Annotated in this window: 11 protein-coding genes and 3 tRNA genes; 4 read left to right on the plus strand and 10 right to left on the minus strand. The window is 33.5% G+C overall.

Features of this window, described 5'->3' with window-relative positions; translation table 11 throughout:
* Positions 1 to 3: 3 nt before the first annotated feature.
* From tuf to Q0049_RS12600, 8 genes are all read right to left on the minus strand, one after another.
* On the minus strand, positions 4 to 1,191 hold the full coding sequence (gene tuf / locus Q0049_RS12565) for an elongation factor Tu (protein ID WP_298120327.1): 1,188 nt from the start codon (positions 1,189 to 1,191) through the stop codon (positions 4 to 6).
* Between the two features lie 57 nt (positions 1,192 to 1,248).
* Positions 1,249 to 1,320, minus strand: a tRNA-Thr gene (locus Q0049_RS12570).
* A gap of 44 nt (positions 1,321 to 1,364) precedes the next feature.
* Positions 1,365 to 1,445: transfer RNA gene (locus tag Q0049_RS12575), tRNA-Tyr, on the minus strand.
* 23 nt (positions 1,446 to 1,468) lie between these two features.
* Positions 1,469 to 1,542: transfer RNA gene (locus Q0049_RS12580), tRNA-Thr, on the minus strand.
* Between the two features lie 90 nt (positions 1,543 to 1,632).
* Positions 1,633 to 1,935: a ribosome-associated translation inhibitor RaiA gene (gene raiA / locus Q0049_RS12585; RefSeq protein WP_298120328.1), complete on the minus strand. Its 303-nt coding sequence runs from the start codon at positions 1,933 to 1,935 to the stop codon at positions 1,633 to 1,635.
* Positions 1,936 to 1,968: 33 nt separating this feature from the next.
* Positions 1,969 to 2,862 carry a tyrosine-type recombinase/integrase gene (locus Q0049_RS12590; RefSeq protein WP_298120330.1) on the minus strand — a complete coding sequence of 298 codons (894 nt, stop codon included), beginning with the start codon at positions 2,860 to 2,862 and terminating at the stop codon, positions 1,969 to 1,971.
* Between the two features lie 92 nt (positions 2,863 to 2,954).
* Positions 2,955 to 3,149 (minus strand): 30S ribosomal protein S21, encoded by a 195-nt coding sequence (rpsU, locus tag Q0049_RS12595; RefSeq protein ID WP_298120332.1) that lies wholly within the window; start codon positions 3,147 to 3,149, stop codon positions 2,955 to 2,957.
* Between the two features lie 78 nt (positions 3,150 to 3,227).
* Positions 3,228 to 5,174, minus strand: coding sequence for a T9SS type A sorting domain-containing protein (locus tag Q0049_RS12600; protein WP_298120334.1), 1,947 nt, complete (start codon positions 5,172 to 5,174; stop codon positions 3,228 to 3,230).
* Between the two features lie 223 nt (positions 5,175 to 5,397).
* On the opposite strand from Q0049_RS12600, the gene Q0049_RS12605 reads away from it, so the two are divergent.
* Complete coding sequence (locus Q0049_RS12605) at positions 5,398 to 9,786, plus strand: hypothetical protein (RefSeq protein WP_298120337.1); 4,389 nt, start codon at positions 5,398 to 5,400, stop codon at positions 9,784 to 9,786.
* Here Q0049_RS12605 and Q0049_RS12610 read toward each other — a convergent pair.
* The gene (locus Q0049_RS12610) at positions 9,783 to 10,115 is read right to left on the minus strand and encodes a hypothetical protein (RefSeq protein ID WP_298120339.1); all 333 of its coding nucleotides are present in this window, start codon (positions 10,113 to 10,115) and stop codon (positions 9,783 to 9,785) included. The two genes, Q0049_RS12605 and Q0049_RS12610, sit on opposite strands and share 4 nt — an antisense overlap.
* 127 nt (positions 10,116 to 10,242) lie before the next feature.
* Here Q0049_RS12610 and Q0049_RS12615 point away from each other — a divergent pair, with 127 nt between their 5' ends.
* From Q0049_RS12615 to Q0049_RS12625, 3 genes are all read left to right on the plus strand, one after another.
* Complete coding sequence (locus Q0049_RS12615) at positions 10,243 to 10,419, plus strand: DUF5522 domain-containing protein (RefSeq protein ID WP_298120906.1); 177 nt, start codon at positions 10,243 to 10,245, stop codon at positions 10,417 to 10,419.
* Between the two features lie 76 nt (positions 10,420 to 10,495).
* A complete protein-coding gene (locus Q0049_RS12620; protein ID WP_298120342.1) occupies positions 10,496 to 12,472 on the plus strand; it encodes a urocanate hydratase in 1,977 nt (658 codons plus the stop codon).
* 123 nt (positions 12,473 to 12,595) lie between these two features.
* Complete coding sequence (locus Q0049_RS12625; protein WP_298120345.1) at positions 12,596 to 13,120, plus strand: DUF4136 domain-containing protein; 525 nt, start codon at positions 12,596 to 12,598, stop codon at positions 13,118 to 13,120.
* 461 nt (positions 13,121 to 13,581) lie between these two features.
* Here Q0049_RS12625 and Q0049_RS12630 read toward each other — a convergent pair whose 3' ends face one another.
* The gene (locus Q0049_RS12630) at positions 13,582 to 15,183 is read right to left on the minus strand and encodes a tyrosinase family protein (RefSeq protein WP_298120347.1); all 1,602 of its coding nucleotides are present in this window, start codon (positions 15,181 to 15,183) and stop codon (positions 13,582 to 13,584) included.

Below are 15,183 nucleotides of genomic sequence, written 5' to 3' on the forward strand. Positions count from 1 at the left end.
AAATTATTCAACAATTTCTGTTACTTGACCAGCACCAACTGTTCTACCACCTTCACGGATAGCGAAACGTAAACCTACATTCATTGCGATTGGGCTTAATAAAGCTACATCAATAGTTAAGTTATCACCTGGCATTACCATCTCTACACCTGCTGGTAAAGAAATAACTCCTGTTACGTCAGTTGTACGAACGTAGAACTGTGGACGATAGTTATTATGGAATGGAGTGTGACGACCACCTTCTTCTTTTTTCAAGATATAAACCTCTGCTTTAAATTTAGCGTGTGGTTTTACAGATCCTGGCTTAACAATAACCATTCCTCTTTTGATATCCTCTTTAGCAACACCTCTTAACAAGATACCTGCATTATCTCCTGCCTCACCTCTATCAAGGATTTGACGGAACATTTCGATACCTGTAATAGTTGAAGTTAATTTTTCAGCACCCATACCAATGATTTCAACAGGATCACCTGTATTACAAACACCAGTTTCGATACGACCTGTAGCAACAGTTCCACGACCTGTAATTGTAAATACATCTTCAACTGGCATCAAGAATGGTTTTTCAGTATCACGAATCGGCTCTTCAATCCAGTTATCAACCGCTTCCATTAATTCAATAATTTTTGGAACCCAGTTTGGATCGTTATTCAATCCTCCTAAAGCTGAACCTTGAACAACAGGACCATTATCTCCATCATACTCATAGAAAGATAATAAATCTCTGATTTCCATTTCAACTAATTCTAATAATTCCGCATCATCAACCATATCCACTTTATTCATGAATACAACAATTCTTGGAATACCTACTTGACGTCCTAAAAGGATGTGCTCACGTGTTTGTGGCATAGGTCCGTCAGTTGCAGCAACAACAAGGATAGCACCATCCATTTGAGCAGCTCCTGTAACCATGTTCTTTACGTAATCCGCGTGACCAGGACAGTCAACGTGTGCGTAGTGACGATTAGCAGTTTCATATTCTACGTGAGACGTATTAATTGTAATACCTCTTTCTTTTTCTTCTGGAGCATTATCAATTTGATCAAATGATTTTGCTTGACAGTAACCTGCATCAGACAATACTTTAGTAATTGCTGCTGTTAAAGTTGTTTTACCGTGATCCACGTGTCCGATCGTACCAATATTTAAGTGTGGTTTCGAACGGTTAAAGGTTTCTTTTGCCATTTTACTTAATTTTTAATCTTAGTTATATATTTATTAGTGTTCAAATTTTCAATTTTGAGCCAACTACGGGAATTGAACCCGTGACCTCTTCCTTACCAAGGAAGCACTCTACCCCTGAGCTAAGTCGGCAGAGAATTCAATTTTAAATAAAAATAAATTTTTATTTAAAATAGTGGGGAGAGCAGGATTCGAACCTGCGAAGTTTTCACAGCAGATTTACAGTCTGCCCTCGTTGGCCGCTTGAGTATCTCCCCTAACCATTATACAATAAAAAAAGAGCCGGCGGAGGGACTCGAACCCACGACCTGCTGATTACAAATCAGCTGCTCTAGCCAACTGAGCTACGCTGGCAATATCAATAAAAAAAGTCCGCTATTTCTAACGGACTGCAAATGTAGGCATTTTATTTTTTAATCAAAATATTTTTTATAAAAAATTTAATTAAATATGAGTTCTTGTTTTTTCTTTTCTTTTTACCAACAATCTTTCTAACGATTCAGCAGATAATTCAACAGCTTCTTCAAATGTTTTACACTGTTTTTTAACTAATAAATCATCTCCTGGAACATGAATTTTAATTTCAACAATCTTATTTTCTTTGTCACTTGTGTTTTCAACTTTCAAAAAAACGTCGGATGAAACAATTTTGTCGTAATATTTCTCTAATTTATCCATTCTAAACTGAATGAAATCTACAAGTTTTCTATCAACTGTAAAATTTACTGCATTTACTTTTACCTTCATAATCAAAATACTTTAAGTTATACTTAGTTTAAATCATTTTTGACTTCTTGGATGAGCATTTCCATATACCTTTTTTAGTTCAGAAAGACTATTATGGGTATAAACTTGAGTTGATGCCAAACTAGAATGTCCTAATAATTCTTTAACAGAATTTAAATCTGCCCCATTATTTAGCATGTGAGTTGCAAACGTGTGACGTAAGATATGCGGACTCTTTTTTACCTTTTCTGAGACATTACTAAAGTAGTAATTAATTATACGATATACAAACGAATCATTCATTTTAACTCCTTTTAACATTAAAAATAAATAATCAAAATCTTTAACATTCTCTATCTGAGCCCTTTCAGACAAATAACTCTTTATTTGATTTGAAATAATTGGTAATATTGGAATAATTCTTTCTTTATTTCTCTTTCCGAGAACTTTTAACGTATTACTCGATAAATCAAGGTTTTGAAGTTTTAAATTAATTAACTCTGCCCTTCTTATTCCTGTTGTATAAAACAAATCAATTATTAACTTATCTCGAATTCCTTCGAATCCTTCTGCGTATTTTATGCAATTCAATACATTATTTAATTCTTTTTCAGAAAATGGAATTTGTATTTTTTTTGGAGTTTTTAGCGACTTATGCTTCAACAAAGGACTGAATTCAATTTTTTTGATTTTTAGGAGAAATTTATAGAAAGCCTTTAGCGATGATATTTTGCGATTAACCGAATTGTTAGAAATTCCATTATCAACCATGGATACAATCCAACTTCTAATCATACTATAGTTAACTTCAATCAAATCATCATGTTCAAACTCCGATTTAAGAAACTCCTGAAAAAAAAGCAAGTCATTTACATATGCATTAACAGTATGCAAGGAATAGTTTTTTTCCAACTTTAGATAATCACTAAAAGAATTAATTGTATTCATCGGTACAGAAAATATTGGATAAAAAAAACCGCTAGCAACAAAGTTAACAAACTTTATTTACTGGCGGTTATAATTTAATTCTAAAAAACTAATTAACTTTCTAATGAGTCTTTTAAGTTTTGAATATACGCTGCTTTTTGAACTTGTGCTCTTTTAACAACAGAAGGCTTTATGAAAGCTTGACGCGCACGCAACTGACGAACAGTTCCTGTTTTATCAAATTTTCTTTTATAGCGCTTTAATGCTCTATCGATATTTTCTCCGTCTTTAATTGGTATAATTAACATAATATAGACACCTCCTCTCGTTAAGGGCGCAAAAGTAGTGATTATTTTTTATTAAACTATAATTATTTTGTTTTTTTGCTATTTTACATTTTCAACAATAATCTTTTGATTGAAAGTTTTATTGTTTGCATCTTTTAAAGACACAATATATACACCATCACTTATAGAATTTGTGGAAAATTCATAATTAGTTTCAGTTTCTAAATTATTTTCATTAAATATCAATTTACCAGAAACATCAAAAAGCATTATTGATTTGAGATTAAGTAAATTTGGATTTGAAATAGATAAAGTTTGAATTGTATTATTTTGAACGATTGCAAATGTATTTTTTAAATTATTATCATTTGACAGTGCTTGATCTGTAAAAGTAACTTCAAATCTATTTTCATAAATACCTACAGGAAGAGTGATTTCAAAAAAATTATTTTTTATATCATGATAAATCCCTGTTAGACCATCATATAAATAGATTTCATTTGAACCTATAAAATTGATTATATTACCAACATTAATTTTGAACGTTGAAGTTCCTCCAGACTTTATTGTGAAAGGAACTCTTTTGCTTACATCAAAAGGAAGTGTCGTGATCACAAACGGATTATTATTTCCTGTAATAGAAAAATAAGCATCGTTTGGCAAACTTGAACCATTTGATACCGCATCCATTGCAACATCAAAACCATCAGTAGTATTTGGGTTAAAAGCAAGAATTACTTCTCTTGTATATTGATTATTCAATATGGTATGAATTTTAATTTGCGGAACCTCTAATTTAGAAAAAAGAGTATAATCCACACCAGCAACATTTGGTATTTCATTCCAATTATTAACATCTACAACATTAGAAACAGAAGAAACTCTTTCAAATTCAGAATTATTTAATACATCCTCTTTAACAAATGCTCTATACTTATTTCGCATAACAGCATTTCCATTTGCAAAACCCTGAACCATAAATCCTTGACCTATTGGCGTAAACATTCTTTTATACAGATTTGTTCCTGATGAAGTTCCAGACACATTAACAGAACCGTCTAAAGTATAAGTATTCCAAGGTGCATTTGCATATGTTCCAGGACTGTTTGCATTTACATTATTTGGAGCATAAATCCCATAACCTCCTACATATCCTGCTAGATTATGTGTAGTTGCAGGTTTTTGATGTTCCCAAAAGTAAGCATTACCATTAATTACATGATTTGAACCGCCCGATGAAACAACACCTGTCGTATAATTAATAGTATAACCACTATTTTCTAGTAAAAAATAATTTAAATTTATTGCTGAAGGATAAGGATTTCCTGTTAATGTACTATTAGGATATTGCGTTCCAACTGTTGGTGCTAAAACCTCAATATTTATATCACCATCATTGGGCTTACCTCTAAAATCATATCGTTGATCATCAAACAATGGTCTATTATTGAAAGTTGCTTCGCCAATTCCTGTTGTAGTATCATCACCTTCAATTCCTTTCATTGTAAAACCCAAACCAGGCTCGACAAAACCAGTAGTTCCAACATGTTCCCATGAAGAATAACTTTCTAATGCTTTATACTTGTAAATCCAGAAGCTTGAAATTTGAAGTTCCGAATTATCTGTATAACCATCATATCCTGAAACAAATGAAGGTGTTTGAAAAGCTGTTTTCGAAATTGGTCTTTTAATAACACCACTCACACCATTTACATGAAAATTATTATTGACTGAAGATGAAGAAACAGGAACACCTACAGGAGAACACCAGTAATTATATCCAAAATTATTTGCTGTACCTTCTTGAAAAACCGACAACGTACCTTGTCCTTTATTTGAACCATTCAACACAGTTCCTCCTTGCAATAATTGCGCTTCATTCCTCAAGTAAATATTACTATTTGATTGTAATTCAACATCTTGATTCACAAAAAGCAATGCTCCTTCATTATAAACATAACTATTAGAGCTAACAAACAATTGAGCATTCGCAAAATTTATTATTAAACAAAACGAAAAAACAAGCATTAAAAAAAACTTTCTCATTATCAAACATTTACAATAAACAAAAATAACAAAAAACAATTAATTCAAATAAATAAATATATTATTTTTCACAACAAATAACAAAATTTATAAAGAAAATATTATTTTGTAGAATTTTATCTACATTATTAACAATTAGAATTAAAATTTAATTTTTATTTGACATTTTTTTTATATTTTTGATAATGTTTCCAATTAATTACTGATTAAAAAATGTTTTTATATGAAAAACAATTACACAAAATCTATTTTTTATTTACAGTTAGTAATCTATTCATTTTTTTCTATACATTTAAGTTATTCTCAATGTACAGTTACAGCACCAATAGATTCAACAATTAATTGTGGTTCATCTACAACATTAAGCGCTACAACTAGTGCTGTAACCTATAGTGTAACACCAACAACTTGTACTACAATACCAATATCAGGAGCAACAGCATTTCCTGTAAATTGCGACGATTGCGTTACAGGACAAATTCCAATAGGTTTTCCATTTAATTTTTATGGCAATATTTACACAACAGCAGTTATTCAATCAAATGGAATATTAGGTTTTGGCCCATTTACATTTACTGGCTTTAGTTCATTTTCAATTCCAGCTTTAGGAACTCCTAACAATTATATTGCTGGTTTTTTTGCAGATATAGACATACGATACGGAGGCACAATTACTTATCAAAGTATTGGCACAGCACCAAATAGACAATTTGTAGTTAGTTATGATAATGTAGTTCCTTATAATTTTGGAACAGCTGCTGGAACTGGAACAGCTTCATTTCAAATAGTATTAAATGAAAACGGTTCTTTTAATGTAATAATTTCCCAATTATCAGCTGATTGGTATGCTTTTGGAACCTCACTTGAATTAGCAACATCAGGAGCTGAAAACGACACAGGAACTTATGCTTTTCCAGTACCAGGTAGAAATGCAACGGATTGGCCTGGCATTACACCAGCTGAACAAGATTGTCATCTTTTCAATCCTATTCCTTGCATATTTCAGAGATGGCAACAAGGAGCAACAGTCTTGTCAACTAACCCTAACTTGACAATTTCACCAACATCAACAACAACTTATACTGCATATTGGAACTGTGGAGGATCAATATGTACAGATGATACTGTGGTGAATATAAATTCTCCAACGATAACTAACGGAACGACAACAAATAACACCAATTGTACTACTCCAAATGGATCAATACCTTTAAACTTTAATGGATTTGCGTCAGGAACTTACACACTAAATTATTTGTTAAATGGAATTCCACAAACACAAACCGTAACTATTGGTAGCACATCAACTATAACTCAAGGTTCAGTATTCAATAGCGGTACTCTCTCTTCTACAGATTTAACATGGTTTAGAAATACTGGAGGAACAACTTGCAATGGATCGGCAGGAACATCTGAGTATTTAGATTATGTTTCCTTCACTCCTTCAACATCAGGAAGCTATACATTTAACATGTGTACACCAGGAACAGATTGGGATGGACATGCATCATTATATCAAGGTGCTTTTAACCAAGCAAATCCTTGCGGTATTCCTGGAAACTTTATAATTGCTGATGACGATTCAAATACAGGTGGAAATTGTGAAAATGATGCGTCTTTGACAGCTATCTTAACATCAGGTGTTACTTATTACTTAGTAACTACGTCATTTTCTTCGGGCGTTACAGGTAATTATGAATGGACATATACTGGACCAATTAGTGCAACAATAGCTGTTTCAAATCCAAGCAATTTTACAATTTCAAATATCAATAACGGTACTTTTAGCAATTTTTCAATGGGTTCAGGTCCATGCGGAATTGGAACATTATCTGGACCTATAACTATAACAAGTCCTAGCACATTAACAACTACAGGAGTTACTGTTTGCACAGGTGGCACTGGAACCATTTCAGCTTCACCAGCTTGCGGAACTTCTGGATCAACAATCAATCAAGGTTCTATTTTTAATTCTGGAAATTTAACAACAATAGACCCAACTTGGTATAGAAATTCTACAGGAACTATTTGCGACGCTACGGCATCTGGAAGTTATTATTATGATGTTGCCTCATTCACTGTTTCTGTTTCTGGAAGTTACTCACTAGCAATGTGCACACCAACTGCAATAGCTCCAAACTGGGATGGACACGCTTCTTTATATCAAAACGCTTTTAACCCGTCAAATCCCTGCGATGTAACAAGCAATTTCATTATCGCTGATGATGATGGAAATTCTGGAGGCGGAGGATGTAATAATGATGCATTAATTACTGCAACACTATCAACTGGTGTAACCTATTACTTAGTTACAACATCTTTTTCGACAGGAACAACAGGATATTACGAATGGTCATTTACAGGTCCAGCAAGTGCAACTATTAATTTTGGGGCAACAGGTGGAACTCTTCAATGGTACACAACTGCTACAGGTGGAAGTTCAATTAGTTCAGCAAGTCCTTTTAATCCGGTTGGCGTTAGTGGCTCTGGATTAACAAATACAAATACTCCAGGAACTTATGTTTATTATGCAGCTTGTTCGACAAATCCAACATGCAGAACAGCAACAAGTTTTATAATTTCCTCAGGTCCAACTGCTACAATCTCAGGTAGTGGAACTATTTGTAATACAAGTACAACAATAAGCGTGGCTTTAACAGGAACACAACCATGGAGTATAACTTATACAAACGGATCGACACCAACAACAGTTACAGGAATAACTTCATCTCCATACACTTTTACCGTTTCACCAACCACAACAACAACTTATACACTGACTGCAGCATCAGATAGCTCATGTTCTGCGATTCCAGCAGCATTAAGTGGTTCTGTAACTATTAGTGGCAAAATTTGGCTTGGCGGAAGTAGCAACTGGAATACTGCAACAAATTGGAGTGGAGGAATCATCCCAAACAATAGCGATTGTGTAATTATTCCTGTCACTGCAAACAATCCAATAATTTCAGGCGTTAGTTATAACGGTTTAGCAGGAACTTTAACCGTAAATAATGGAGCAACATTAACTGTTAACTCAGGAAATAATTTATCAGTTACTAATGGTATAACAATTATTACTGGTGGAAATTTAATCATTCAAGACGATGCAAATTTAATCCAAGTTACAAATACTGGAATAACAAATACTGGAAACATAACTTTTCAAAGAACAACAACAATTCGCGAATTAGATTATGTGTATTGGTCAGCGCCTGTAAAATTAACAAACACTCCAACCTACTTTCCTGTTGCGCAAATTTCTCCTGCAACACCTTTGAGTGTTATTTGGAAATGGAATCCAACTCATAATGGAAATGATTATGGCATATGGGAAAATGCTAATGAAGGAATGTTAATTGGAAAAGGATACATAGTTCGTGGACCAAACGGATATCCTGCAACAGTTCCAACAGATTATACTGCAACGTTTGTTGGAATACCAAATAATGGTTTAACAACTACCAATGTTTCAAGAGGCACAAGAACTAACTCATATGCTTCACCTGGCGGAACAGCAACAGCTGATGATGACAATTGGAATTTAATTGGAAATCCATATCCTTCCTCCATTGATGCATTGGCATTTTTAAGTTCATCGGTAAATCCAAATCTTGATGGAAGTGTAAGATTATGGACTCATGGATTACTTCCAAGTGCTGCCTATCCTGATCCATTTTATCAAGATTTTATTTATAATTATTCAGTAAATGATTATGTAAATTTCAATTCTCTTGGTTCAACTCCTCCAGGATTTTTAGGGAAAATTGCAGCTGGGCAATCATTTTTTGTATTATTAAATCATAGTGCATCAACTCCTGGAACTGTCACTTTTAACAACAACATGAGATATAATGCTTCTTTTGTTCCTTATAGCAATAATCAATTCTACAGAAGTAATTCAACTAGCCATTCTACTTCAACAGAAACTGAACCTGATATTGAAAAACATAGAATTTGGATAAACATAACCGACTCGAATGGTATTGCCTCAAACACATTAATTGGATATACAACTGGAGCAACTTTAGAAAAAGATCGAAATTTCGACGCAATACATAAAGTAACAAATCAACTTGGTTTGTATTCATTAATCGATGATAAACAATATATTATTCAAGGAAGACCTGTACCATTTAATCAAAACGACATTGTACCATTAGGAGTTTCTATTCCTGCAAATGGAACTTATAATATTGCTATTAATATGGTAGATGGATTATTTAACAATGCAGGACAAAATATCTTTTTAGAGGATACACTGCTTGGAATCATTCACAACATTAAAGAATTACCATATACATTTACAACTGTAGCAGGAATTGATGAAAACAGATTCTTTGTAAGATACTTAAATCCTTCCTTAAACACTAATGATTTGAATTCTGAAAATACAACTAAAGTAATTACCAATGAATTCATATCATTAAATTCAACAAACAACATTATGGATTCAATACTTGTATATGATGTATTAGGAAGATTGCTAGCAAACTATAAAAATGTAGATTCAAATAATTTTACGATAAAAGAATTGCAAAAAAACAATGCTCCTTTACTACTAAAAATCAAACTTGATAATGGAGTTGAAAAAATTCAAAAAGTTATTTATTAATTTTTGATATACTTTAAAAACATCCAAAAAGACCTTTGCTCTAAATAGTTAAGGTCTTTTTCATTAGCATAAGCTTCTCTTTCAAAAGAAATGTTATAATAAGCTTTCTTTCTATTTTTATATTGAATTAATCGAAGCAAATATTCTGTAAAATACCATAGATAAAAAGGTAAAATAAGTAATTCTATCTGTTGTCTAATATGGATTCGTTCATGATTAATAAATACTTTATTCAACTTATCATCCTTATCTGCAAGAAATACAAACGGATAAAATGTCAAACCTCGAAATCCTCTTGGCGTTAAATATTTAAAAACTATTAGAATCATATGATGCAAAGTTGCTAAATTTCTTCTTTTAAATTATATTTTGCCAAAGGAAAGAAGTAATCTTGATTAAAAATATTTAATTTTGAAGAAAATTAAAAATAAAATATTTTTAAGTCGATTTGTACTTATGAATGAAGAATTAAATCCAAATAATTTAAAAGAAGGAGAAGATTATTACATCACACCTGAAGGCTATCGCTGTTTTACCGAAAAATACCATTTAAAACGCGGTTACTGTTGCAAAAGTGGATGCCGACATTGCCCTTACGGATTTGATAAAAAAACGGGAACAATTAAAAAATAAACAGTATTCATTTTGTCACACTGAGCGCAGTCGAAGTGCTATAAATTAAAAACAAACTACAAACCATAAACTCAAAATGACTTTTCAAGAACAAATACTACAAGGAATTCCATCGGTTTTACCGAATCCAAAACCTTATGAAGCAGAAATAAATCACGCTCCAAAACGAAAAGAAATTCTTTCAGATGACGAAAAAAAGTTAGCCTTGAAAAATGCTTTGCGCTATTTTGAGCCAAAACATCATGCCGAACTACTTCCTGAATTCAAAGCCGAATTAGAAACCTACGGAAGAATTTACATGTACCGTTTGCGTCCTGATTACAAAATGTATGCACGGCCAATTTCGGAATATCCGGGAAAATCGGAACAAGCAAAAGCCATTATGCTAATGATTCAAAATAATTTGGATTACGCAGTAGCACAACATCCACATGAATTAATTACCTATGGAGGAAATGGAGCTGTTTTTCAAAATTGGGCACAATATTTATTGACCATGAAATATTTGGCAGAAATGACCGATGAGCAAACTCTAGCTATGTATTCTGGTCATCCAATGGGATTATTTCCATCTCATAAAGAAGCACCAAGAGTAGTTGTTACTAACGGAATGGTTATTCCAAATTATTCCAAACCAGATGATTGGGAAAAAATGAATGCTTTAGGCGTTTCACAATACGGACAAATGACTGCTGGAAGTTATATGTACATTGGTCCGCAAGGAATTGTTCACGGAACCACAATCACTGTTTTAAATGGTTTCAGAAAAATTAAAAAATCTCCAAAAGGCGGATTATTTGTAACCTCAGGACTTGGCGGAATGTCTGGCGCACAACCAAAAGCAGGAAATATCGCAGGTTGCGTTACCGTTTGTGCCGAAGTAAATCCTAAAATTACACACATTCGTCATTCACAAGGTTGGATAAATGAAGTAATTGAAAATATTGATGAATTAGTTCCAAGAGTTAAAAACGCATTATCAAATAACGAAGTCGTTTCTATTGCTTATCTCGGAAATGTAGTTGATGTTTGGGAACGTTTCGACCAAGAGAATTTGCATATCGATTTAGGTTCTGATCAAACTTCACTACACAATCCTTGGGCTGGAGGTTATTATCCAATTGGTTATACTTTCGAAGAATCTAACGATTTAATGGCTAATAATCCTGAAAAATTCAAGGAAGAAGTTCAAAAAACATTGCGTCGTCATGCGAACGCAATCAACAAACATACCGAAAAAGGAACGTATTTCTTCGATTATGGAAATGCCTTTTTACTAGAAGCTTCTCGAGCTGGAGCCGATGTTTTTGCAGAAAATCACATCGATTTCAAATACAACAGTTACGTTCAAGATATTATGGGACCAATGTGTTTCGATTACGGATTTGGACCATTCCGTTGGGTTTGTGCTTCTGGAAATCCGGAAGATTTAGCAAAAACTGATAAAATTGCCTGTGATGTTCTTGAAGAAATGATGAAAAATTCTCCAGAAGAAATCCAACAACAAATGGCAGATAATATCCAATGGATAAAAGGCGCGCAAGAAAATAAATTGGTAGTAGGTTCGCAAGCTAGAATACTTTATGCTGATGCTGAAGGTAGAATCAAAATCGCAGAAGCTTTCAATCAAGCGATTGCAAAAGGAGAAATTGGATATGTAATTTTAGGACGTGATCATCACGATGTTTCCGGAACAGATTCACCCTATAGAGAAACTTCTAATATTTATGATGGTTCTCGATTTACTGCCGATATGGCCATCCAAAACGTAATTGGTGACAGTTTCCGTGGTGCAACTTGGGTTTCCATTCATAATGGTGGAGGCGTTGGTTGGGGCGAAGTAATTAATGGTGGTTTTGGTATGGTTCTTGATGGAACTAAAGAAGCATCAAAACGTTTAGAATCAATGCTTTTTTGGGATGTAAACAACGGAATTTCAAGAAGAAGTTGGGCAAGAAACGAAGGCGCAATTTTTGCAATAAAAAGAGCGATGGAGACGCAACCTTTATTGAAAGTTACCATCCCTAATATAGTGGACGAAAATTTACTTTAAAGTTCGAAGCTGGGAGAAGGAAGTTTGAAGATTGAAGCAAATTAAAATCACGTTTTGTCACACTGTCCCGAAACTTCGGGAGTTCGAAGTGTTTTTTCAATAATTACATTAAATAAAATTGATATGAAAACAACAAAATTTTTACCGTTACTCCTACTCTTCGTTCTTGCTTCGTGCGGTTCAGTAAGAGTATATTCTGATTACGACAAAAAAGCCAATTTCGAAAGCTACAAAACCTATGCGTATTCAAAAAGCGCCATAGATAAAGTAGAAATCTCCGATTTGGATAAAAAACGAATTTTACGTTCCATTGATGAAGCGTTAGCTGCAAAAGGTTTTTCTAAAAGCGAAACTCCCGATTTGCTAATTAGTATTTTCACTAAAGAAACAGAGCGTATTGACGTATACAACAACAACGGTTTTGGTTGGGGTTGGAATCCATATTGGGGAATGGGATTGACTTATACTAACATTTCAAGAACTCCAGAAGGCACTTTATTCATTGACTTAATCGATGCTAAAACAAAAGAATTAGTTTGGCAAGGCGAAGGAAATGGTTATTTAACAAAAGACGCCGAAAAGAAAGACGCAAGAATCAAAGAATTTGTAGATAAAATTCTAGCGCAATATCCACCGCAAAAGAAGTAAACAGTGATCTGTTTTTCATTCTGACGAAGGAAGAATCTCATCAACCACAACGATAATGTTGTGGTTTTTTTTATGATTTATGCTGATGAAAATCAGTAGCGAATAGCTTCTGTATTCTTGGCTTCCATTTTCCTGCTCTCGTCAGTCGCTTTGCCTTGTTATCAAAAGACAAGAGCTCCAACAATGACGAGATCAGGGCTAGATTGGTTTTTGTATGGAATAGAGGTAGAATTTTTAATAAACTATATTTATAAAGCACTATCCTGCAAGGTTTAATCAAATATTATAATAACTAAATACTCTAGCCCAGATTGCAGAGGAAATCCTTTTAAGACCTGACAGGTTTCAAAAACCTGTCAGGTCTTAAAAGATTGCAACGGAAAGCTGGAAATAGCTCCAAAAACTAGCGGCAACTCATGAAATAAATTCTAAGTTACCGCTAGTTTTTTTTTAATTATTGTCTAAACAATTTCGACGTGGAATTTTATTGCTGGAGTTCCATCACTTCGAAGTAATTTGTTGTTTTCGTTACCCGATAACAATCCGCTGTGGCCTTTTACTTCAACTTCAACATTGCTAGATAAACTTTCTAATCCGCCTTTCAATTGGTAATTTTCAGAAATTGGTAATTTGAAAAAAGCTTTGGCTTCAATGTGTGTTTGACAATTTGCGCAGTATTTAGAATTCCATCTGCTAAGCACGGCTTCAGTTCCTAAATGCTGACGTTTTCCATCAATTACAGCATAAGCAGAAATCATAAACGAACCTCTGATTGGCGCACGATTAATATGTGAAACTTTAATTACTTTAGACTCAACATCGTCTTGCGCAAGTAATAATTTTGAATCAAAATCATCTAACGAACCTTTGCTGTAAGTGTATCCTAATTGGCGTTCAATATTGATGGAATCCATTGATGTATAAGTTCTTTGCGCTCCATTTTCTTCTAATGTAAATGGATTTAAAGGACTTTCAAGTGTTAGCCATGTATTTGGTGCCATTCCTGGTGTTGGTCCTTGATTATCAACAGTATTTGTTCCTGGATATTCTGGAATAATTTCTAAATAATCTGTGCAATTGTTCTTTTTTTGCCACAACCAAAAAACTCGGTCTATATTACAATGGTGAAAAAAGAAAATTGGATCTAATCCTGCGGTATCATTTTCGCCCATATCACCATTAGCGCCATCAATTGGTGAGCGATCGTAAGTTGGCAAGTCGCATCCGCCAACAGCAAGGTGAATACTGTTATGTGGTGACTCTAAAGCTACAACTGGATTTTCACCTGGATTTAAATTAATGTTCCATTCAGCTGCCGAAGTTGTATTTGAAAAAACAGTATAATTTGGTGCATCTAAACAATCTTTGAACTTTTGATGCACATTGGTTGGAATTACTTTTCCATTAACTACAATCTGTGAGTTTAGCCAATTGTTGATATTGTCGTTTAAAATCTTGACATTTTCGTCGTAATTTGGATATTTTTCATTGTGAGCTTTTGTTGCAGCAATAGCTTCGTCATTTCCAACTAAACCTGAAAGCGGATATCTAACTGTTTCATAACCTTTTGGTTTTGTATATAAATTATTATCTCCTTGTACATTATCTTGAATGTTTACTGGAAAAACAAAAGAACGTAATGGATTATCAATTTGAACTCCATCTAATGTAAAATATTGATTGGTTAACGACCACGGAATTCCGTTTGTTAATGAATCTTGGCTGGTTTCATCCCAATAAGGCAACATAACATCGCTGCAACCTTCAATACTTTGTAATGCTAATTCTAATTTATATAAATATACTCTGTGCCATGTTGGAAATAAAACATTTCCGTGGTTGCAATATCCGCCCCAATAAGCATTGCTTCCCCAACCTGCACCTCTAAAAGGTTCGCCGTGAAATCCTCCTAATTTAAAAAATGAATTAGGATCACTTGCTGGTAATTCTTTAATTCCTTTCCAAGCGCGCATTAAATCTTCTAAAGGTTTTTTATTTCCAGATGTGTATGCATCTTGTAAATCTATTATAGAAACTCTGGTTTTTACTTGATTTGTTGTCAT

Source organism: Flavobacterium sp. (assembly GCF_027484205.1).
Classification (GTDB): domain Bacteria; phylum Bacteroidota; class Bacteroidia; order Flavobacteriales; family Flavobacteriaceae; genus Flavobacterium.

Excerpts from the sequence above, each read along its gene's own strand:
- tuf (WP_298120327.1), bottom strand. The coding sequence starts at position 1,191 with ATGGCAAAAGAAACCTTTAACCGTTCGAAACCACACTTAAATATTGGT.
- Q0049_RS12620 (WP_298120342.1), top strand. The coding sequence starts at position 10,496 with ATGACTTTTCAAGAACAAATACTACAAGGAATTCCATCGGTTTTACCG.
- Q0049_RS12615 (WP_298120906.1), top strand. The coding sequence starts at position 10,243 with ATGAATGAAGAATTAAATCCAAATAATTTAAAAGAAGGAGAAGATTAT.
- Q0049_RS12625 (WP_298120345.1), top strand. The coding sequence starts at position 12,596 with ATGAAAACAACAAAATTTTTACCGTTACTCCTACTCTTCGTTCTTGCT.
- Q0049_RS12630 (WP_298120347.1), bottom strand. The coding sequence starts at position 15,183 with ATGACAACAAATCAAGTAAAAACCAGAGTTTCTATAATAGATTTACAA.
- raiA (WP_298120328.1), bottom strand. The coding sequence starts at position 1,935 with ATGAAGGTAAAAGTAAATGCAGTAAATTTTACAGTTGATAGAAAACTT.
- Q0049_RS12600 (WP_298120334.1), bottom strand. The coding sequence starts at position 5,174 with ATGAGAAAGTTTTTTTTAATGCTTGTTTTTTCGTTTTGTTTAATAATA.
- rpsU (WP_298120332.1), bottom strand. The coding sequence starts at position 3,149 with ATGTTAATTATACCAATTAAAGACGGAGAAAATATCGATAGAGCATTA.
- Q0049_RS12605 (WP_298120337.1), top strand. The coding sequence starts at position 5,398 with ATGAAAAACAATTACACAAAATCTATTTTTTATTTACAGTTAGTAATC.
- Q0049_RS12610 (WP_298120339.1), bottom strand. The coding sequence starts at position 10,115 with ATGATTCTAATAGTTTTTAAATATTTAACGCCAAGAGGATTTCGAGGT.
- Q0049_RS12590 (WP_298120330.1), bottom strand. The coding sequence starts at position 2,862 with ATGAATACAATTAATTCTTTTAGTGATTATCTAAAGTTGGAAAAAAAC.